Raw genomic sequence first — 21,260 nt, forward strand, 5'->3', positions numbered from 1 at the left:
TGCAACTTTTTTACTGGCGTCCCAGTGTCCCGGTGATGGCGCCGATCGGACCGGTCATCGAATAGGCGACGGTGCGATCCGGGTTCAGCGTCAGGGTGGAGGATTGGCCGTCGTCCATACAGGTCGGCCCCGACACCAAGCGGGCGCGCAGCGTGATCACCGACTCGCTCGCCGAGGTGAGGGTTTCGGCGCGCCGGCAAGTGACACCACTGGTCCGGCCGGTATTGCTCGCACTGCCCAGTTCCGTGCCCACCGCGCCCGCGCGCAGGGTGACGACGATGTCGTAGGTGGCCAGCCCGTCGGTCGCGGTGCCCTTCCACGTGCCCGCGTAATCGGCGGGCAGCGCCGACAACTCGCTCGCCGCGGCCGTCGTCTCGGCCGTCGCCTCCGCCGTCGACGTCTCCTCGAAAACGCCGGTCTCGACCGAGGTTTCGGTGCCGGCTGCCGATCCCGGACCGTCCGACGACGCGCTGCGGAAGGCGAGCGTGGCACTGATCACCGCCGCGGCCACCAACAGCACCGCCACGCATCCGATCACGACCACCCGGCGCCGCACGGGCGGTGGCGACGGCGCACCGGGCCATGAACCCGACTGCCCGGGCATGCCGGTGTTCATGGGTCGACCCGGCATATCGGGTGAGGGCCGGCCCGTCTCGCCCGGACGTGATCGCCGAACGGTCGGCTGGGAAGCCTCGCTCGGCGCAACGGGCGTGTGCGGACGCCCGGCACCGGTCCGGCCCGCCGATCCGATCAGCGTCGAGGGAAGTTCGGGCGTCCCGGCCGGCGGTGACGGAATGTGCGGTGACGGAATGTGCGGCGCCGGGCCGGAATCCAGACCCAGCAGCATCACCGCCTGCCGGCTGATCGCCTCCAGGATCGGTCCCGGCAACCACCCCGAGCGGGCGTCACCCAGAGCCGCGCACTGTCTTTCGATATCGGCGGGCGTCGGGCGATTACCGGGCTGTTTGTCCAGACATGCCCCCGCGATCGGACGCAATGCCGCCGGAAGGCCGTCGAGCCGAGCCGGTTCCTGCATCACCCGCCACAGCATCGGTATCGAATCACCCGAACCGAAGGGCCCGCTGCCGCTGGCGGCATACACCAGTACTCCGCCGAGCGCGAACACATCGACCGCCGGCCCCACCGGCGCATCGCCCGAAATATGTTCCGGCGCCATATATCCCGGCGAACCGATCACCTTGCCGGTCGTGGTGAGCGAATCGTCGTCGACGGCGCGGGCGATGCCGAAATCGATCAGCCGCGGACCGTCGAGGGTCAGCAGCACGTTGGACGGCTTCAGGTCGCGGTGCACCACTCCGGCCGCGTGCACATCGGCCAGCGCCCGCGCCAAACCCGCCGCCAGCGGCACCAGCGCCGATTCCGGCAGCGGCCCGAACGAGTCCACGGCCTCACGCAACGACAACCCCGCCACATACCCGGTCGCCAGCCACGGCCGCTGCGCCTCCACATCGGCATCCAGAACCGGGACCGCGTGCGCACCCGTCACCCGGCGCGCGGCGGCCACCTCCCGCCGGAATCGGGTGCGGAACTCGGGATCATCGGACAGATCCGGGCGTACCACCTTCACCGCGACGGTGCGGCCACCGGCGTTGCGGCCCAGATAGACCCGGCCCATCCCCCCGGCGCCGAGCACCCCGAGCAGACGGTACGGGCCGATGGTCGCCGGATCACCGGACTCCAATGGGAGCATCTGGGCTCGTCGTTCCTTCCCGGCCGTGCCTGCCGCATGCGGGCTCGCTCGATCACACACGAGCGCGGCATCCGCCGCAAGCCGTAGCTCGGGTGGCTCAGGTCGGCTGCGGAACCGGTTCCTCGTCGGCGGCGTCGGGAACCTCGGTACCGGCCAGCGAAACCCCTGCGGTCTCCCGCAGGAAGAACCACGCCACCAGACCCACCAGGCACGCCCCGACCATGTAATAGGCGGGGAACAGATGCCAGCCGGTGGCATCGATGACCGACTCGTTGATCAGCGGCGCGGTACCACCGAACGCGGCGGTGGAGATGTTGTAGCCCAACGCGAATCCCGCGTACCGCACCTGCGTCGGGAAGATCGCCGGGAACGTCGCCGAAATCGTCGACAGCTGCGGAACATACAGCAGGCCGAGCACGACGAAGCCGACGATCGCCCACGCCGCGCCCTGACCCATCAGCCAGTACATGGGGATCGCCAGCAGCGCCAGCCCCACCAGCGACACCAGCCACATCGGCCGCCGGCCCACCCGGTCGGAGATCGCACCCGAGATCGGCAGCACCAGCGCCATCACGATCTGACCGATCAGCACCATCGCCGTGGTCTCGGAATCGCCCATACCCAAGGTGTTGTGCAGATAGGTCGGCTGATACGCCAGCAGCGTGTAGTTGACGACGTTGAGCGCGACCACCAGCCCGGCGATGGTCAGCAGTTCGCGGCGGTAGTCGCGCAGCAGAATCCGCAACCCGCCCTGGGCCTTCTGATGCTCGGCGACCTCGGTGAACACCGGCGATTCGTCGAGCTTGCTGCGCAGATACCACCCGATCAGGCCCAGCGGCACCGCCAGCAGGAACGGGATGCGCCAGCCCCACGATTCCATCGCGCTATCGGAGAGCAGAACCTGCAGGATCAGTACCACCGTGGAGCCACCGACGAATCCGGACAGCGTGCCGAATTCGAGGAAGCTGCCGAGGAATCCGCGGCGGCGCTCATCGGTCGATTCCGCGATATAGGTGGCCGCGCCACCGTATTCGCCGCCGGTCGAGAAACCCTGCACGACGCGCAACAGGATCAGCAGAATCGGCGCGGCGATACCCACCGCCGAATGGGTGGGCAGGATGCCGATGCAGCCCGTGGCCGCGGCCATCAGCAGGATCGTGGTCGCCAGCACGACTTTGCGGCCCACCCGGTCGCCGAGCGGACCCCACACCATGCCGCCGATCGGGCGCAGCACGAACGAGATCGCGAAACCGAGCAGTGTGCCCAGGGTGCCCAGCGAACCGGGGAAGAACGCGTCGGTCAGATAGGAAGCCGTGGCCGCGTAGACGCCGTAGTCGTACCACTCGGTGGCGTTACCCATGGCCGCGGCGGCCACCGAACGTCGTTGCTGGGCGTGCGGCAGGCTGGTGCTCACGCGCGCTACTCCTCACCTGTTTTCGGTTGCTGCGCGCCCGGACGCGAAACTGCGACGAGGGACACGAAGTACACGGGTACCCGGTGGGCGGTCCGGCAAACCGGGCGCCGGCGGCGCGGCCGGCTCGAGCGGTGGGATCCACCTGCGATGATATCGGGGTGGGTGACTCCGCTCACAGCGCAACGCGCGGCCGGTGAACCGGAGTCACCGGCCGGTACCGCGCCGGATTTGCCGGATATGGTGTCTGATTTGTCGTTTTGCGCTGCGGGGCAGCGCATCGGGTCCGCGCGATTCCGGTGGCGGCCCACGTACATTGACCCGGATATCGCTGGACTCCGGGATGCCCGGACAGATGCTCCCGAGGGGGACCACGTGACCGCCACCGCCACCGGACGACCGCGTTCGGCTTTGACGGATTGGTTGCTGCAGGGCGCCGACGAGGACCGCTACTCCCACCATCCCGGCCCGATGGTGAAGCAGGCCGAAGAACAGCACCAACGGTCGTGGTGGCAGGTGATGTGCCTGACCGGCGTCGACTACTTCTCCACTCTCGGCTATCAGCCCGGCATCGCCGCCCTGGCCGCCGGTGTGCTGTCCCCGCTGGCGACGCTGGTCCTGGTCGCGCTGACGTTGCTGGGTGCGCTGCCGGTGTATCGGCGGGTGGCCCGCGAATCCCCGCACGGCGGCGGGTCGCTGGCCATGTTCGCCGATATCCTGCCCCGTTGGACCGGCAAACTGTTCATCCTGGTCCTGCTCGGATTCGCCGCCACCGACTTCGTGATCACGATGACGCTGTCGGCGGCCGACGGCGCGGCCCACATCGTCGAGAACCCGTTCGTGCCGCACGCGCTGCGCGGGCACGGCCTGGCGATCACCCTCACCCTGCTGGCGCTTTTGGCGGCGATCTTCCTCAAGGGATTCGCCGAGGCGATCCGGATCGCGATCGGGCTGGTCGGGGTCTATCTGGCCTTGAATCTGGTCGTCGCGGTCGTCGGCGTGTGGAAGGTCGCCACCGCCTCGCACCTGGTCGTGGACTGGGGCCACGCCATGACCGCCCAGCACGGCAGCGTTTTCGCGATGGTGGGCATCTCGCTGCTCGTGTTCCCCAAACTCGCGCTCGGACTGTCGGGATTCGAAACCGGAGTGGCGGTGATGCCGCAGATCAAGGGCGGGCCCGACGACACCGAGGAGCACCCGGAACGCCGCATCCTCGGCGCGCGCACACTGCTGACCACCGCCGCGCTGATCATGAGCGCATTCCTGCTCGTCACCAGCTTCATCACCGTGGTGCTGATCCCGGAACGCGAATTCGAATCCGGCGGATCCGCCAACGGCCGCGCACTCGCCTATCTGGCCCACCAATACCTGGGCAACGGCTTCGGCACCGTCTACGACATCTCCACCATCGCCATCCTGTGGTTCGCCGGCGCCTCGGCCATGGCCGGACTGCTCAACCTCGTGCCGCGCTATCTGCCCCGCTACGGCATGGCGCCGGAATGGGCGCGCGCCACCCGGCCGCTGGTGCTGGTGTTCGCGGTGATCGCCTTCGGCATCACCTGGTACTTCGACGCCGACGTCGACGCCCAGGGCGGCGCCTACGCCACCGGCGTGCTGGTGCTGATCACCTCCGCCGCCGTCGCCGTCACCCTGTCCGCGGCGCGGAAACATCAGCGCGGCAAAGCTTTCGGATTCGGCGTCGTGGCGGCCGTGTTCGTCTACACCACCATCGCCAATATCGTGGAACGCCCCGAGGGCGTGCAACTGGCCTCGCTGTTCATCATCGCCATCATCGTGGTGTCGTTCGTCTCACGGGCGCGGCGCGCCTTCGAACTACGAGCCATCGAGGTCGACTTCGACGACAAGGCCGCCTGGCTGATCGACAAGATCGCCGCCTCGGGCACCATCCGCATCGTCACTCACGACGTCGACGACGCGGACGCGCGCCGGGCCGACGACTACCGGCAGAAGGAAGCCGAACAGCGGATCGAGAGCCACATCCCCGCCAAGGAGCCGATCCTGTTCCTCGAGGTGATCATCAAGGACGCCTCGGAATTCTCCACCGACCTGCACGTCGGCGCGGTCGAAATCGATTGCTACAAGATTCTTTCCGTCGAAGCCGCCGCCGTGCCCAACTCGATCGCCGCGATCCTGCTCGCCATCCGCGACCGCACCGGCATGAACCCGCACGTGTATTTCGAATGGACCGAAGGCAATCCGCTGCTCAACCTGCTGAAATTCCTGTTCGTCGGTGAGGGCGAGGTGGCGCCGGTAACCCGGGAGATCCTGCGCCGCGCCGTCGCCGACCCCAATCAGCGCCCGCACGTCCACGTCGACAGCTGACCTTGCCCCACCCCGGCACACGGGGTGGTTCGCCGCCACCGGGGTTCCTGGCATATCGCGGGCGAACACGCCTGTCGCCCCCGCGGGAGCGAACGCGCGGTTGTGTTGGGACAATAGGGCGGGCCGACGGTGCGACTGCCGGGGGCTGCGCCGGCCCGGACGCGCGTGAACCGGACAGCTGGTGTTTGCGCAACGGTAACCCCAGTGTGAGACAACCGGACGTCCGATAGCCGGAACGGGAGAGGCAGGCAGAAACGTGATCGTCGGTTCGCAGTCGGGTGCGGGCGCTACCGATGCGCCGCCCACCGCGCCCTCGGGCAGCGACACGAATGGTGAGCCCCCCGAAGCCCTGACCGACTCCCGAACCGGCGCAGATATCAGCCCCTCCGGCCCGACGGTGACGGGCACCGACGGGCAGTCGGCCCCGGAGGCCGGCGACCCGGACGACGAGCAGCGCACGGCGCACGCCCCGGTCTCGCCGCTGCTGCGCGGGGCTGCGGCGGCACAGCCCCGGACACTGGTCGACATCCTCGCCGAAACAGCACACGCACACCCCGACGCCGATGCCGTCGACGACGGCACCGAGGTGCTGACGTACCAGGAGTTGCTCGCGGCGATCGACGCGTCGGTGGCCGAGCTGCGGGCGGCGGGTATCCGTCGCGGCGACCGGGTCGGCGTGCGGATCCCGTCGGGCACCGCGCGGCTGTATGTGACCATCCTCGCCGTCCTGCACGCCGGGGCCGCCTACGTGCCCGTCGATGCCGACGACCCGGAGGAACGTGCCGACCTGGTCTTCGGCGAGGCCGCGGTCGCCGCGGTCGTCACCGCCGAAGGCATCACCGCCACGCGCCGAGACGACACAGCCGCCGCGCCGGAAGGCACCGCCCCGCGCGGCGACGACGACCGGGTGGCAGCCGATCCCGACGCGACCGGCCCCACCGTCGACGACGACGCCTGGATCATCTTCACCTCCGGCTCCACCGGAACCCCCAAAGGTGTCGCGGTCACCCACCGCAACGCCGCCGCCTTCGTCGACGCCGAAGCGCGAATGTTCCTGCAGCGGGAGCCGATCGGGCCCGGCGACCGGGTGCTGGCCGGACTGTCGGTGGCCTTCGACGCCTCCTGTGAGGAGATGTGGCTGGCGTGGCGGCACGGCGCATGCCTGGTTCCGGCGCCGCGCGCGCTGGTGCGCAGCGGGATGGATCTGGGGCCGTGGCTGGTGCGCCGTGAGATCAGCATCGTGTCCACCGTGCCCACCCTGGCCGCCATGTGGCCACCCGAGGCGCTCGACGCGGTGCGGCTGCTGATCTTCGGCGGCGAAGCGGTCCCCCCGGAACTGGCCGAACGGCTCGCCGGCACCGACGACCGCGAGGTGTGGAACACCTACGGGCCCACCGAGGCCACCGTGGTGGCGTGCGCGGCGCAGCTCACCGGCACCGCGCCGGTGCGCATCGGATTACCGTTGGACGGCTGGGATCTGGCCGTCGTCGACACCGACGGCACGCCGGTCGCCGAAGGGGAATCCGGTGAACTGGTCATCGGCGGCGTCGGACTCGCCCGCTACCTCGACCCGGCCAAGGACGCCGAGAAATACGCGCCGATGCCTACCCTCGGGTGGCAGCGCGCCTACCGCTCCGGCGATATGGTGCGCAACGACCCCGCCGGGCTGATCTTCCTCGGCCGCGCCGACGACCAGGTCAAAGTCGGCGGACGGCGGATCGAACTCGGTGAACTCGACGCCGCGCTGCAACATCTGCCCGGCGTCACCGCCGCCGCGGCCGCCGTGCGCACCACCGCCACCGGCACCCCGATCCTCATCGGCTACCTGTCCACCGGCGACGACGACATCGATCTGCCGCGCGCGCGGGAACTGCTCGCCGAACGACTGCCCGCCGCCCTCGTGCCCCGCCTGGCCGTCCTCGACGAATTGCCCACGCGCACATCGGGAAAGGTCGACCGTGACGCGCTGCCGTGGCCACTGCCGGGCGCCGACGGCGAACCCGGCGCGGGACTGGACGGCACCGCGTATTGGCTTGCGGGACTGTGGCATTCGGTGCTCGGCGCCGACATCGACGGCCTGGATTCGGACTTCTTCGACCTCGGTGGCGGTTCGCTGTCGGCGGCGCAACTGGTCACCGCGCTGCGCGAACGACTGCCGCAGATCACCGTCGCCGACCTCTACGACCATCCGCGCCTGGGCGCGCTGGCCGAATTCATCGACGCCGCCGCACCATCCGAACAGGCACCCACCCGCCACGTCGCCCCGACACCGCGACGCGCGCAATGGATCCAGGTGCTGGCCTCGGTGCCGCTGACCACCCTCACCGGCCTGCAATGGCTGACCTGGCTCGGCGTGGTCACCAACATCGCCTCCCGCTTCGGCGCGCTGCCGTGGATGCCGGGACTGTCGTGGTGGTGGGCGCTGGCCGGATTCGTGCTGTTCATCTCACCGCCCGGCCGGATGGCGATCTGCGTGGCCGGCGCCCGGCTGCTGCTGCGCGGCGTGCGCCCCGGCAGCTACCCGCGCGGCGGCTCGGTCCATCTGCGCCTGTGGACGGCGGTGCGGCTGGCCGAGGCGGCGGGCGCGGAAAATCTGTCCGGCGCACCGTGGATGGTGCCGTTCGCCCGCGCGCTCGGGGCACGCATCGGACACGGTGTCGACCTGCACACGCTGCCGCCGGTCACCGGAATGCTCGAACTCGGCGACGGGTGCAGCGTCGAACCGGAAGTGGACCTGGCCGGATACTGGATCGACGGCGACCTCGTGTACATCGGGGAGATCCGCATCGGCCCCGGTGCGGTCGTCGGTTCCCGCTCCACGGTGATGCCCGGCGCGGTGATCGGCAAGAACGCCGTCATCGAACCCGGTTCGGCCGTGTTCGGGAAGGTGAAGGCCGGACAGAGCTGGGCCGGATCGCCCGCGGTGAAAGTCGGCCCCGCCGAACATCGCTGGCCCGCCACCACACCGCCGCGCGCGGCGCACTGGGTGCTCGCCTTCGGGGTGACCTCGATGCTGCTGTCGGCGCTGCCGGTGATCGCCCTCGCCGCGGGCGGACTGCTGCTGGCCTGGTGGATCCGCGACGAAACCACCCTGACCGGGGCACTGGCGCACGCGATGCTGATGCTGCCGGTCGCCGCGCTGATCGTGCTCGCCGTCTTCGCCGCCGTGACCGTCGTCGCGATCCGGGTGCTCTCGATCGGATTGACCGCGGGCTACCATCCGGTGCGCAGCCGCGTCGGCTGGCAGGCCTGGGCGACCGAACGGCTCACCGACTCCGCGCGCACCTTCCTGTTCCCGCTGTATGCCAGTCTGCTCACTCCGCTGTGGCTGCGGCTGCTCGGCGCCGACGTCGGCAAGGGCGTCGAGGCGTCGACGGTGCTGCTGCTGCCGAAATTCACCAAGGTCGCCGACGGGGCGTTCCTCGCCGACGACACCATGATCGCCGGTTACGAACTCGGCGGCGGCTGGATGCACATCGGCGGCGCCAAGGTGGGAAAGCGGGCCTTTCTGGGTAACTCCGGGATGACCGCGCCCGGACGGCGGGTGCCCAAGAACGGTTTGGTGGCGGTGTTGTCGGCGGCTCCGGAGAAGGCGAAAGCCGGTTCGTCGTGGCTGGGCAGCCCGCCGGTGCGGTTGCGCCGCACCGCCGGCGATTCCGACACCGCCCGCACCTTCGACCCGCCGTTGAAACTCAAACTGGCCCGCGCACTGGTGGAGACCTGCCGGCTCGTGCCGGTGATCCTCAGCTTCGGCATCGGCCTGGGGGTGCTGTTCACGCTGGCGTGGCTGGCATCCGGGCCCGGTTACTGGCTGGCCGCACTGTGTTCCGGTGTGGTGCTGCTGATCGCCGGTGCGGTCGCCGGGGCGTGCGCGGTGGCGGCGAAATGGCTGATCGTCGGCCGCATCCAGCGGGTGGAACATCCGCTGTGGAGTTCGTTCGTGTGGCGCAACGAGGTGTGCGACGCGTTCGTGGAAACCGTTGCCGCGCCGTGGTTCGCGCGCGCGGCCACCGGCACGGCGGTGATGAACATCTGGCTGCGCGGGCTCGGCGCGCGCATCGGGCGCGGAGTGTGGTGCGAATCGTACTGGCTGCCCGAGGCCGATCTGGTCAGCCTCGGCGACGGGGCGACCGTGGAACGCGGCTGTGTCGTGCAAACCCATCTGTTCCATGATCGGATCATGTCCATGGACAGCGTGACCCTCGACGCCGGTGCCACCCTCGGCCCGCACTGTGTGGCACTGCCGGCGGCCCGCATCGGCGCCGGTGCGACCGTGGGCCCGGCGTCGCTGGTGATGCGCGGGGACACCGTCCCGCCGTCGACCCGGTGGCAGGGCAATCCGATTGCGCCGTGGCCGGACACCCGGCGCGGCAAGTGAAGGCAGGTCGTCGATGAAGCTGGGTAGAGGTGGCGCCGAGGCGCCGATCGACGACTATCTGCCGCAGAACGGCAACCGCGGCTACCGGGTCTCGCGCTACGAACTGGATCTGGGGTACAAGGTCGCCGCCAACCGGCTGACCGGGCGGGCCACCATCACGGCGGTGACCACCGCGGTACAGCCGCGATTCGCGCTGGATCTGTCGCAGACCCTCAGTGTCGCAAAGGTTTTCGTCGACGGCGCCAAACCCGCCAAATACACCCACACCCGCGGGAAGCTGACGATCACACCCGCCCGGCAGGTCCCCGCGGGAGCGGCACTGTCGATCGTGGTGCACTACGGCGGCACCCCGAAACCGGTGCGCGGACCGTGGGGTGAGGTCGGCTGGGAGGAACTCACCGACGGCGTGCTCGTGGCGAGCCAGCCCAACGGCGCGGCGTCCTGGTTCCCGTGCGACGATCACCCCAGTTCCAAGGCGAGCTACCGGATTTCGATCACCACCGACTCCCCGTACCACGCGCTCGCCAACGGCGTGCTCACCGCCCGCACCACCAAATCCAGCCAGACCACCTGGGTGTACGAGCAGTCCGAGCCGATGGCCTCCTACCTGGCCACCATCCAGATCGGGCCCTACCGGTCGCACCGCATCGACGCCGGTCGTGCCACGAAGGTGCCGATGACCGCGGTGCTGCCGCAGCGGCTGCGCACCGCCTTCGACCACGACTTCGCCCGGCAACCACAGATGATGGCCGAATTCGAGCGCCGGTTCGGGCCCTACCCGTTCCACGGCTACACCGTGGTCGTCACCGACGACGACCTCGAAATCCCCATCGAGGCACAGGGATTGTCGATCTTCGGCGCCAACCACTGCGACGGGCAGCGCGGCGCGGAACGGCTCATCGCGCACGAACTGGCCCACCAGTGGTTCGGCAACAGCCTCACCGTGCGGCAGTGGCGCGACATCTGGCTGCACGAGGGGTTCGCCTGCTACGCCGAGTGGATCTGGTCCCAGGCCGGCGGCGGACCCAGCGCCGACCAGCTGGCCCGCGCCGCCCGCCAGAACCTCGCCCGGACCCCGCAGGACCTCGTGATCGGCGACCCCGGACCGGCATCGATGTTCGATGACCGGGTCTACAAACGCGGCGCCCTCACCCTGCACGCGCTGCGCCTGCGCCTCGGCGACGACGCCTTCTTCACCCTGCTGCGCGACTGGACCGCCCGGCACCGCTACGGCACCGTCGCCGCCGAGGACTTCACCGACCTCGCCGGCCACTACAGCCCCGCACCCCTGCGCGAGCTGTGGGACAGCTGGCTCTACCGCACCGCGCTGCCCGAACTCCCGCAGCACGGGCTGGGCGCGGTCGGCAGCTGAGCCGATATCCGAGGCCCCGGCACGAGGTGTCGGTTTCAGGCGCCGGTCTCAGGCATCGAATCCGACATTCGCCAATTGCTTTGCCGCATCCGCTGATTGGCGCAGCCCGGCCTCGTAGGCGGGAGTCAACGCGGCCGGGTTGAACACGTCGAAGCCGAACACCGCCACCGCGTCGGCGTCGGGGGCGAGCGAGATCTCGGTCGCCGCGCCGTGTGCGCTGTCGGCGCGGGTGCGGGGGAACATGTGCGCGAGCGGTTCCATGATCACCACGTTCTCCGCGCCGGCGGCCAGGTCGGCGTTGAGGGCCGAGCGCACGCCGCCGTCGAAATAGCGGGATTCGCCGATCGGGATCGGCGGGAAGACGCCCGGCACCGAGGTACTCGCGGCCAGCGCCTGCGGCAACGTCGCCGCCGTGTCGCGGGTCCACACCTGCAGTTCGCCGGTGCCGATGTCGATGGTGGTGACACGCAGGTCGGCATCCGGCCATTCGGTGACACCGGCCAGCCGGGCGATCCGCTCGACATGGTCGCCGGGATCTCCGGCCTCGGCGGCAAGCGCCAATTCGCCCATGCGGCGGCGGATTTCGCGCGCGTCGCCGCCCGAGGTCCGCAGCGAGAAGATTTCGGCGAGCCGCCGCGGATCCGGCGCGAACGATTCACCGCCGGGCGCGCGGGTGGCCCCCAGGTGTTCCAGATCGCCGCCCGCCGCGAGCACCGCCCCGACCACCGAACCCGCCGAGGTGCCCACGATCCGGTCCGCGCGCGCGGGATCGAGCCCGGCCGAACGCAATCCGACCATCACCCCTGCCATCCACGCGATCCCGACGGGGCCGCCACCGCCCAGTACCAATGCGGTGCGGAATCGGTCGGGCGAAGGTGCAGCACACATGAGCGCGACACTACCGGCGAGCTCGCCGCCACGCAGCGCCTCGGACCATTACGGACCGCGATGCCGGCGGCCGATGCGCGGACGCGATCGGCCCGAGCGGTGAAGACACGCGCCGGGCGGCTCGTCCACGGCCGGTGTGGCCGAAGGGCTGTCCGGACGCCGGTTCGTGCCGCCGGTGTGCCGGGTCGATGCCATGCCCCCGGCGGGACTGCCCCGGCGATCGAACCCGGTTGACCGCGATGGACGTGACGGTGCTCGTGGGCGGGCTGTGGGTACTCGGCGTCGGTCGTGTGGCGCACACCACCAAGTAATAGAGCAGTTGCTCTGTTACGGTGAGGTCGTGCCCCGCCCTCGCATTCACGATCTCGATGTCGTTCTCGACCATGCCGAAGCGCTCGCCGTGGCCGCCGGTGTGCCGGCGGTGACCATCCGCGCGGTCGCGGCTGCCAGCGGAATGTCGAACGGGGCGATCTATCACAGTTTCGGCTCGCGCGCGGAACTGGTGGCGCGCATGTGGATTCGCGCCGCGCGCCGGTTCCTGGACGTGCAGAACGAACTCGTCGACGCGGCGCTGGCCGATGGTCCCGGCGGCGATGCCGCCGTGCAGGCGGTCGTGCGTGCGGCCGAGGCGCCCGCGGAGTTCGCCGAACGGTATCCGGCCTCCTCGCGCCTGGTGTCGGTGCTGCGCCACGACGAGGTCCTGGGCGCGGAGCTGCCCGAGAGTGTGGCCGCCGAGGTGCGCGCACAACACCGCGGGCTCGTCGCGGTGATGCGGAGGCTGTCGGCGCACCTGTGGCACCGCGAGGACCGGCGCGCCGTCGAGGTGGTCACCGCCTGCATCGTCGATCTGCCCACCGCGCTGCTGCTGTCGCGCGACCGCCTCGCCGACCCCGACACCCGCATGCGATTGCGGGCGGCCGTCCGGGCCGCCGTCACCGCCGGGCCACCACCGAAACGCTGACCGCGAAAACACCGGCCATCACCGAAAACCGAAGGAGACCCGATGTCGCCCACCCTCTCCTACCGTGACAGCGTCGCCGTCCTCGACCTCGGCGCGGAGGAGAACCGTTTCTCACCCGAATTCCTCGCCGCCGTGGACGCTCACCTCGACACCGTGCTCGCCGACGGCGCCACCGGATTGATCACCACCGCGAGCGGCAAGTTCTACTCCAACGGGCTCGACCTGGATTGGTTGAGCGCCAACGGCGACCGCGCCCCGTGGTATGTCGAGCAGGTGCAGGGGCTGCTGGCGCGCGTGCTGACGCTGCCGGTACCGAGTGTGGCGGCCCTGCCCGGCCACGCCTTCGGCGCCGGCGCCATGCTCGCCCTCGCGCACGACCAGCGCGTCATGCGCGCCGATCGCGGCTACTTCTGCTTCCCCGAGGTCGACATCCATGTGCCGTTCACCCCGGCGCTGGCCGCGCTCGTCCAAGCGAAGCTGTCGGCCGAGGCCGTCACTGCCGCCGTACTCACCGGCCGCCGATTCGGCGGGCTCGAAGCACACGAACACGGCCTCGTCGACGCCACCGCCGCCGCCGGCACGGAGATCGACACCGCCACCGCGCTCCTGGCTCCGCTCGGCGCCAAGGATCAAGGCACTCTGGGCTCGATCAAGTCCGTGTTCTACGCGAACGCCTACACCGCTCTCACCGCGTGAATGTCACGGCCGCAACCGGTGCCGGGTTGCGGCCGTACGCGCGGCGCTGCTCAGCGGCCCTTCCACTCCGGCGTGCGCTTCTGCGCGAACGCCAGCACACCCTCGGCCGCATCCTCCGACGACAGCGCACTGCCCGACACCTCTAGCTGGCGGGTGAACGCGACATCGGTGGACCAGTCCGGTGATTCATCGACGATGCGTTTGCTCGCCGCCAGACTCAACGGCGCGTTGACCGCGATCCGCTGCGCCAACTCCAGCGCGGCGTCGAGCGCCTTGCCCGGTTCGGTCACCTGATTGACCAGCCCCAGCGCCGCCGCGCGGTCGGCGGAGATCGGATCACCGGTCAGCGCCAGCTCCATCGCCACCGCCCGCGGCAACCGCTGCGCCAGCCGCAACACGCCACCGCCGACGGCCACCAGCCCGCGTTTGACCTCCGGGATCCCGAACGTCGAATCCTGGGCCGCCACCACCAGATCCGCGGCCAGCGCCAGCTCGCAGCCGCCGGCCAGGGCGGGCCCCTCCACCGCCGCGATCAACGGCTTCACCGGCGGTTTCGCGGTGATACCGAGCGGGCCGCGCTTCTCGGTCATCGGTGTCTCACCGCGCGAGGCGGCCTTGAGATCCATTCCGGCGCAGAAATATCCACCCGCGCCGGTGATGATCGCGACCTGCGCCGACGGATCGGCCTCGTAGGCGTCCAGGGCCCGTTCCAGTCCGAGGGCGGTGGCCAGATTCACGGCATTGCGCACCTGCGGGCGGTTCAGCGTGATGATCGTGATCGGGCCGCGCCGCTCCACCAGCACCGGCGGTGCGGGCGGGGCCGGCAATTCCACCCGTTCGCGGCCCTCGACGCTGATCTCGTGGCCGGATACCGTCACCGGCAGGCCCAGCAGATCGCCGTCGACCATTTCCCCGATCAGCTCGGCATCGGTGTTGCGCAGCAGGATTCGGCCGCCCCCGGGTTCGATCAGGCTCACGATCGCGGCTTCGGGCTGCCCGTCGCGGGCATAGGCGACGGTGTAGGCCTCCACCACCGCCGGACCGTCGTGGGTGCCGCGGGCCGGACGCGCCGGCGGATTCTCGATGATCGGGCGCAGATGCCGGTAGGGCTGGGCGGGCGGCAGCGACGAATACACGCCCAGGGCGTGTTTGGTGACATACCAGCCCAGCGAACTCGCCAGACCGAAGGTGCCCGGTTCCGCGCGCAACCGCGCGACCATCGTCGCCACCGCGTGGCCGCCGTAGTTGTTGCCCGGACCGCCACCGAAGGTCAGGCCGCCGGTCACCGACAGCGGACGTGCCGGATCGTCGATCGCCAGTCCCAGTTCGCGCGCGGCGATCTGCACCGCCACCGGGAAACACGCGTAGAGATCCACATGGGTCAGCGCGTCGACACCGATACCGCTGTGTTCGAGCACCGCCCGGCCCAGCGTCGCGATCGCCGGCGAGGCGGCCAGCTCGGCGCGTTCACTGGTGAACCACTCGTCGTGACCGGACGCGCCGGCGTGGATGAAGATCCACTTGTCCTGCGCTATTCCGGCCTCCTGCGCGGCCTCGGCGCTGCACATCACGATCCCGCTGGCCATATCGACGGTCAGATTCGCGCATTCCAGCTTGGTGTAGGGCGTGGAAACCATGCGATTGTCCGGGCCGGGGGTGGCGATCCGATCGGCATCGAATTCCTCTGGCTGCCAGGCGTATTCGTTGCGCGCCGCCACCGCCGACAGCCGCGACCAGAGTTCGGCCACCGCCTTGGCGTGATCGCCGGGACTGCGGCCGAGCCGATGCCGGTTCGCCGACTCCAGCAGGGCGTACATATTGATCGGCGCGATCAGTCCCGCCGCCGTCTCGGCGGGATTGTTGGCCGGTTTGTCGATACCGATCGAACGGGTCGGCGCGACCTCGGGTCCCTGCTGCGGCCAGGACAGCTCGACACCGGCGCGCTGCGCGGCGGCCTGCGTCGCTCCGGCCTCCGCGCCGGTGATCAGGACCATGTCGTAGTCGCCGGCCGCGATCGCCGCCGCGGCCTCGTTGATCACCAGCTGACCGCCGTCGCCGCCGAAGGGACTCGACTGTGCGGTGTCGATACCGGCCACACCCAATCGCTGCGCGACCACCGCGCCCATATCGCGGTACTGCCATGACGTGCACGCCACCGCGAACACCGCGTCCGCGCGGCGCAGCAGGTCCTCCCCGGCGCCGCTGTCGGCCGCGGCGCGCCGCAACGCGGTCACCGCGAGCGCGGCCGGATCGCCGTAGCCGGAATCCGGTGTGCGCTGGGTGATCTGCCCGACGCCCACCAGCACGGGGGTGCGCGGATCGATCTCGGTGCCCGAGGCACGGTGCCGGATGGGCTGCGCCGCACGCTTTTTCACCGGGCCGGCCGCGGCGATCGCTTCCGGCAGCCGGGCCAGGGACTGCTCCATCGCCTCGCCGAGGCTGCGGGCCACCGACGCGCCCAGCGGGCCCTCGACCGGCGGGCCGCCCAGCCCGGCATCGAAATACACCGTCGCCTGGTCACCGGAACCGGCGACGGTCAGCCAATATCCCAGCCGCACCCCCTGCGGCCCCTCCCCGGCCAGCGCGAAACCGCGCTCACCGGCCTCGACGACAGTCCACCGCAACTCGGCAGGGATGCCCATCACCAGCGCCTGCTGCGTGAACGTCAGGCCCTCCCGGACGGCGCCGGGCGCTTGGCCGCGCCAGCCGGCGTGCAGGGTGAACCAGTCGGCCAGCCGGCTCAGATCCGACAGATAGGCGGCCACCGTCTCGGGTGCCACGGCGATGCTGCGGCGGGCATGCGCGGACTTGGCGTAGTCGCTCACCCCGGCGGGCGTGAGGTAACCGTCCGCCTCTTCGGCGTGGGCGGCCTCGGGGGCGGACTGTGATCGGGCGGCGCCGATCAGACCGGTGATCAGGTCACGGGCGATGCGCGGATCCTTGCGCACCGCCGCGAACAGGGCATTTCCCGCCTCGAGCTTGGTGCGTGCGGCGCGGATTCGATCCGATCCCGGCAATGGCGACACCGACAACCTCCTTGTTGCGTCTCGAGACAATTAATCACCCACTCTTTCGAGGCGTCAAAGACTTGTGATCTGCATTACGTAAGTTTAGACTTACGGTTCGTGGGGACTTACCAAGATGGTGCGCTCGACGCTCTCGGGGACCCGACCCGGCGAGCGATCTTCGAACGACTCGGGCGCGGACCCTGCGCGGTCGGTGAGCTGGCCGCCGAACTCCCGGTCAGCCGTCCGGCGGTCTCCCAGCACCTGAAGGTGCTCAAACAGGCGGGACTGGTCCTCGACGAGGCGATCGGCACCCGCCGGATCTACCGGCTCGACCCGAACGGCATCGACGCACTGCGCGGCTACTTCACCCGGTTCTGGACCACGGCGATGTCGTCGTTCCGCGACCGGGCCGAGGCAGCGGCACGCGCCGGGCAGGCGATCGAAACGCACAGCGGCACAACCACATCCGAGGAGAAGTCATGACACAGCAAACCAGCGACACCCAGGTCCGCGTCGAACTCACCGTCGATGCGCCGATCGACACCGCCTTCGACGTCTTCACCACCGGCATGGACAGCTGGTGGCCTCGCGAACACCACATCGGCGCGGGACCGCTGGCGGAAGTAGTGGTCGAACCCCGCGTCGGCGGGCGGCTGTTCGGCCGCGAGGCCGACGGCACCGAATGTCCGTGGGGCCGTGTCCTGGTCTGGGACCGTCCCGGCCACTTGGCCTTCTCCTGGGACATCTCCCTGGACTGGAAATACCAGCCCGATCCGGCGCTGACCAGCCGCGTCGACGTCACCTTCACCCCCATCGACGCCACCCACACGGCCGTCACCCTCGTCCACGGTGACTTCGGCAATCACGGCGAGGGCTGGGAATCCATGCGCGATGCGGTCGGCTCCTCTGGTGGCTGGCCCGGACTGGCCGACACCTACGCTCGCGTCGCCGCGGCCGCCTGACTTCCGCGTCCTGGGCTGGTCGGGAGCGAGTCAGGGCGATGTCGTCGTCGGCTTCAGCTCCCCGGCCCGAGAAGATGGCGGCCACACCGACCACGGACCTGGTCACCGTCGGCGTGGGTCTGCACGGTGGGCACACACACGTCGACGAACTCGTCGGGTCGCTGCCGCTGTTCGGGTGACCCGCCGTGTGTTGCACCGGCTGCCATCCGGCGCTCGGTGCCCACGGTGAACAATGGGGCGCGGCCGGTCGGCGCTGCATCGCGGCGCATCCTGTCCGGCTGCGGTCCCGATTCGGGTTGAGATGTGGTGGAGGTTTGTGAGTATGGCCGGAATTTCTTCGGTGCCGACGTCGGCGCTGGCCGCCGGTGGGCTGCTCGGCGGTTTCGCGCTCGCGCAGGCGACCAAGCAGCGGCAACTCGGTGGGCTGGTCTTCGCCGCGGCTACCGCGGCCGCGGTCCCGCGCTGGCATGCGGCGGTCGGCGTTCCCGGCGCGGCCGCGCTGACCGGGCTCTCGGTGGGCGCCATGGGCGCCTCACATCCGCTGGCCGAGAAGATCGGCGCGTGGCCGTCGGTGGCGGTGGTCTCCGGCGCGGTGGCGATCACCTCGTGGGTGCTCGCCGACCGCCGCGCCTGAACGATCGAGCCGGCTCGCGCGCTGTGCTCAGAGGGTGATGCCCAGCAGCGCGTCGACCGCCGTGCGGACCAGTCCCGGCGCCGCGGTGTCCGGGCCGCCGTACTCCAGCGCCTGCTGCACCCAGCTGTCCACGGCCGCAAGGGCTTTCGGGGTGTCCAGATCGTCGGCCAGATGCTGTCGCAATCGCGCGACCGTTTCCTCGGCCGCCGGACCCGACTCCAGCGCCGTCGCCTGCCGCCAGCGCGCGAGCCGCTGCTGCGCCTGCTCGAGCACGGCATCCGACCACTGCCGGTCGGTCCGGTAGTGCTCGGCGAACAGGCCCAGCCGGATCGCGGACGGATCCACGCCGGCGCGCCGCAGCTTCGACACGAACACCAGATTGCCGCGCGACTTGGACATCTTCTCGCCGTCCAGGCCGATCAGCCCGGCATGCACGTAGTGGCGGGCGAAGCGCCGATGCGACACCAGCGCCTCGGCGTGCGCGGCCGAATACTCGTGATGCGGATAGATCAGATCGCTGCCGCCGCCCTGAATATCGAATTCGGGGCCGAGCCGGTTCAACGCGATCGCGGCACACTCGATATGCCAGCCCGGACGGCCCTCGCCGAACGGCGCCGGCCACGACGGCTCACCCGGCCGCGCCGCCCGCCACAGCAGCGCGTCGATCGGGTCGCGCTTACCCGGGCGCTCCGGATCGCCACCGCGTTCGGCGAACAGCCGCTCCATCGTGGACCGGTCGTAGCCGGATTCGTAGCCGAACTGTTCGGTCGCGTCGTGGCGGAAGTAGATGTCGCGGTATTCGGCGTCGTCGACCACATACGCCGCTCCGGCGGCCAGCAGCTTATCCACCAGCTCCACCACCTCGCCGACCGATTCGATCGCACCGATGTAATCGCGCGGCGGTAGCACCCGTAGCTGCGCCATATCCTCGCGGAACAACTCGATCTCGCCGGTGCCGAGTTCACGCCAGTCCACCCCGTCGCGTTCGGCCCGCTCGAACAGCGGATCGTCGACGTCGGTGATGTTCTGCACGTAGTGCACCTCGTGGCCGCCGTCGCGCAGGATCCGGTTGATCAGATCGAAGGCCAGATAGGTCGCCGCATGCCCGAGATGCGTGGCGTCGTAGGGTGTGATGCCGCAGACGTACATGGTGGCGGTCGCTCCGGGCGACACCGGGCGCACCTGCCGGTCGGCGGTATCGAACAACCGCAACGGCGGTCCGGATCCGGGGACGGCGGGAACGGAGATTTCGGACCAGGACTGCATGATTCGAGGGTAAGGGTCCGGGCGGGCACCTCGCCGCCCGACCCCGGCTACCGGGCCCGTCGCGGGGTGTTCGCCACCACATCCGACCTCGGCCGAGGCGTCCGATCCGGCGAAGTCAACCGTTGCGCGCCGCGCGCACCGAATGCGGCCCGCACGTCGGCGGATCGACGCGACCGGAACCGCCGCGGATCAGAACGCCGGCCAGGGAATGGGACGAGAGCTGATCGGTTGCGGCAGTACCGGATCGTCGAGCAGCTCACGCGTCCGCGCCTCGAGGGCCTCGATCTCGTCGTCGGTGATGTGCTCGGCCAGCGCCGCACCGATCGGACCCGAGAGCCGGTCGGCGAATTCGGCGATATCGCCGAGCAGTTCCTCCCCCACCGGCTCCCCCGCCCAGCCCCACAGCACCGTGCGCAATTTCGGTTCACTGTGCAGGCAGATGCCGTGGTCGACACCGTAGACGCCGCCGTCCACGCCTTCCAGGGCATGCCCGCCCTTGCGGTCGGCGTTGTTGAGCAACACGTCCAGCACCGCCATCCGGCGCAGCCGCGGATCGTCGGCATGGACCAGCGACACCCGCGCACCCGTGCCGTCCACCGCCCGCAGTACCTCGCGGAATCCGGCGGGCACCGCACCGGCGGGCACCAGATCCACCAGATCCAGGCGCTGCGACGCCGACTCACCCGGGTCGACGGTCTCGATCCAGCGCTGCACCATGCCGGGGCCCAGCGGGCCCTCCCGCAGGATCGTCTCCGGAATCACCGACCAGCCCAGCGCCGCCGACACCAGATACGAGGCCACCTCACGGCCGGCCAGCGTTCCGTCGGGAAAATCCCACAGCGGCCGCTCACCGCGCACCGGCTTGTAGACCACCCGCAGCGGTTCCCCGCCTCCGTCGACCGCCGGGGCGTCGATCTCGCAGACCAGGGTCAGGTTGCTGGCAGTGGTCACCCGGCCGATGATCGATAGCTCACCGCTGTAGAGGCCGTCGCGGGCCGCGCCCTCGTCTGCGGCCGCCGCGCGCGTGGTCACCGGTCCTCAGTCCTCCAGATCGGTCGCGCCGAAGATGTCGCCGCGCTTGTAACCGTTGGTGCGCACACACATGTGGCCCTTGGGCGAGAGCGGTTCCCCGCACAGCGGGCAGGGCGGGCGCCCGGCCGCGATCACCTTCGCCGACCGCAACGCGAACTCGCGCGCCTGCTCCGGGGTCAGGAACACCCGCACCGCGTCGGGTCCCTCCTCGGTGTCGTCGAGCACCACCGACTCGTCGACCTCGGTCTCGGTGATCGCCAGCAGCTCCACCACCACCGCCCCGGCGTCGGCGTCCCAGCCCAAACCCATTGTCCCGACCCGGAATTCGGTGTCGATCGGCATCTGGAGCGGAGCCGTGTCGTTGACGTCCTCGGCCTGCGGCGGCACCGTCGCGCCGAACCGGCGCGCCACCTCGTCCAAGAGCAGGCCCATCCGGTCGGCGAGCACCTTCACCTGCTGTTTCTCCAGCAGCACGCTCACCACGCGGGGTTCCTGCACGGCCTGTAGATAGAAGGCGCGATCCCCTGGCTCACCGACGGTTCCGGCGACGAAACGGTCGGGGGTGCGAAACACATGGATTGCTCGGGCCATCTGCACC

At 70.2% G+C, this 21,260-nt stretch carries 16 protein-coding genes; 9 read left to right on the top strand and 7 right to left on the bottom strand.

The features are described 5' to 3' along the window. Positions 1-10: 10 nt before the first annotated feature. Both NK1_RS04900 and NK1_RS04905 read right to left on the bottom strand, forming a co-directional pair. The gene (locus tag NK1_RS04900; RefSeq protein WP_063007378.1) at positions 11-1,711 is read right to left on the bottom strand and encodes a serine/threonine-protein kinase; all 1,701 of its coding nucleotides are present in this window, start codon (positions 1,709-1,711) and stop codon (positions 11-13) included. Between the two features lie 97 nt (positions 1,712-1,808). Then, on the bottom strand, positions 1,809-3,071 hold the full coding sequence (locus NK1_RS04905; RefSeq protein WP_084460617.1) for an MFS transporter: 1,263 nt from the start codon (positions 3,069-3,071) through the stop codon (positions 1,809-1,811). Between the two features lie 522 nt (positions 3,072-3,593). Here NK1_RS04905 and NK1_RS04910 point away from each other — a divergent pair. The 3 genes from NK1_RS04910 to NK1_RS04920 all read left to right on the top strand — a co-directional run bounded on the left by NK1_RS04910 (position 3,594) and on the right by NK1_RS04920 (position 11,215). Next, on the top strand, positions 3,594-5,465 hold the full coding sequence (locus NK1_RS04910) for an APC family permease (protein ID WP_245660362.1): 1,872 nt from the start codon (positions 3,594-3,596) through the stop codon (positions 5,463-5,465). Positions 5,466-5,862: 397 nt separating this feature from the next. Next, on the top strand, positions 5,863-9,843 hold the full coding sequence (locus NK1_RS04915; RefSeq protein WP_084460618.1) for a Pls/PosA family non-ribosomal peptide synthetase: 3,981 nt from the start codon (positions 5,863-5,865) through the stop codon (positions 9,841-9,843). A gap of 13 nt (positions 9,844-9,856) precedes the next feature. Next, a complete protein-coding gene (locus NK1_RS04920; protein WP_063007380.1) occupies positions 9,857-11,215 on the top strand; it encodes a M1 family metallopeptidase in 1,359 nt (452 codons plus the stop codon). 48 nt (positions 11,216-11,263) lie between these two features. Here NK1_RS04920 and NK1_RS04925 read toward each other — a convergent pair whose 3' ends face one another. After that, positions 11,264-12,103: a patatin-like phospholipase family protein gene (locus NK1_RS04925; RefSeq protein WP_063905907.1), complete on the bottom strand. Its 840-nt coding sequence runs from the start codon at positions 12,101-12,103 to the stop codon at positions 11,264-11,266. Between the two features lie 340 nt (positions 12,104-12,443). Here NK1_RS04925 and NK1_RS04930 point away from each other — a divergent pair, with 340 nt between their 5' ends. Both NK1_RS04930 and NK1_RS04935 read left to right on the top strand, forming a co-directional pair. After that, positions 12,444-13,064: a TetR/AcrR family transcriptional regulator gene (locus tag NK1_RS04930; RefSeq protein WP_063007530.1), complete on the top strand. Its 621-nt coding sequence runs from the start codon at positions 12,444-12,446 to the stop codon at positions 13,062-13,064. A 42-nt stretch (positions 13,065-13,106) separates the two neighbouring features. Further along, positions 13,107-13,760, top strand: a complete 654-nt coding sequence (locus NK1_RS04935) for an enoyl-CoA hydratase-related protein (protein WP_063007382.1) — start codon at positions 13,107-13,109, stop codon at positions 13,758-13,760. A gap of 50 nt (positions 13,761-13,810) precedes the next feature. Here NK1_RS04935 and NK1_RS04940 read toward each other — a convergent pair whose 3' ends face one another. Beyond that, positions 13,811-16,786 carry a type II toxin-antitoxin system Rv0910 family toxin gene (locus tag NK1_RS04940; protein WP_063007383.1) on the bottom strand — a complete coding sequence of 992 codons (2,976 nt, stop codon included), beginning with the start codon at positions 16,784-16,786 and terminating at the stop codon, positions 13,811-13,813. A 99-nt stretch (positions 16,787-16,885) separates the two neighbouring features. Between NK1_RS04940 and NK1_RS04945 the strand changes: the two genes are divergently transcribed. From NK1_RS04945 to NK1_RS04955, 4 genes are all read left to right on the top strand, one after another. Continuing rightward, entirely contained in the window at positions 16,886-17,251 is a 366-nt protein-coding gene (locus NK1_RS04945) for an ArsR/SmtB family transcription factor (protein WP_063007384.1), read from the top strand. Then, the gene (locus tag NK1_RS04950; RefSeq protein WP_063007385.1) at positions 17,248-17,730 is read left to right on the top strand and encodes an SRPBCC family protein; all 483 of its coding nucleotides are present in this window, start codon (positions 17,248-17,250) and stop codon (positions 17,728-17,730) included. The genes NK1_RS04945 and NK1_RS04950 overlap by 4 nt, the downstream gene beginning before the upstream one ends. 38 nt (positions 17,731-17,768) lie before the next feature. Beyond that, positions 17,769-17,909: a DUF2000 family protein gene (locus tag NK1_RS34200; protein ID WP_157104083.1), complete on the top strand. Its 141-nt coding sequence runs from the start codon at positions 17,769-17,771 to the stop codon at positions 17,907-17,909. A gap of 143 nt (positions 17,910-18,052) precedes the next feature. Continuing rightward, on the top strand, positions 18,053-18,364 hold the full coding sequence (locus tag NK1_RS04955) for a hypothetical protein (RefSeq protein ID WP_218023052.1): 312 nt from the start codon (positions 18,053-18,055) through the stop codon (positions 18,362-18,364). A gap of 27 nt (positions 18,365-18,391) precedes the next feature. On the opposite strand, the gene mshC is transcribed toward NK1_RS04955, so the two are convergent. The 3 genes from mshC to NK1_RS04970 form a co-directional block, all read right to left on the bottom strand. Continuing rightward, positions 18,392-19,630 carry a cysteine--1-D-myo-inosityl 2-amino-2-deoxy-alpha-D-glucopyranoside ligase gene (mshC, locus tag NK1_RS04960; protein WP_063007386.1) on the bottom strand — a complete coding sequence of 413 codons (1,239 nt, stop codon included), beginning with the start codon at positions 19,628-19,630 and terminating at the stop codon, positions 18,392-18,394. A gap of 189 nt (positions 19,631-19,819) precedes the next feature. Then, positions 19,820-20,662, bottom strand: a complete 843-nt coding sequence (locus NK1_RS04965; RefSeq protein ID WP_063007387.1) for an SCO1664 family protein — start codon at positions 20,660-20,662, stop codon at positions 19,820-19,822. 6 nt (positions 20,663-20,668) lie between these two features. After that, entirely contained in the window at positions 20,669-21,253 is a 585-nt protein-coding gene (locus NK1_RS04970) for a DUF3090 domain-containing protein (protein ID WP_036505610.1), read from the bottom strand. Between the last annotated feature and the right edge of the window lie 7 nt (positions 21,254-21,260).

It is taken from the genome of Nocardia kruczakiae NBRC 101016 (genome assembly GCF_001612965.1).
GTDB lineage: Bacteria > Actinomycetota > Actinomycetes > Mycobacteriales > Mycobacteriaceae > Nocardia > Nocardia kruczakiae.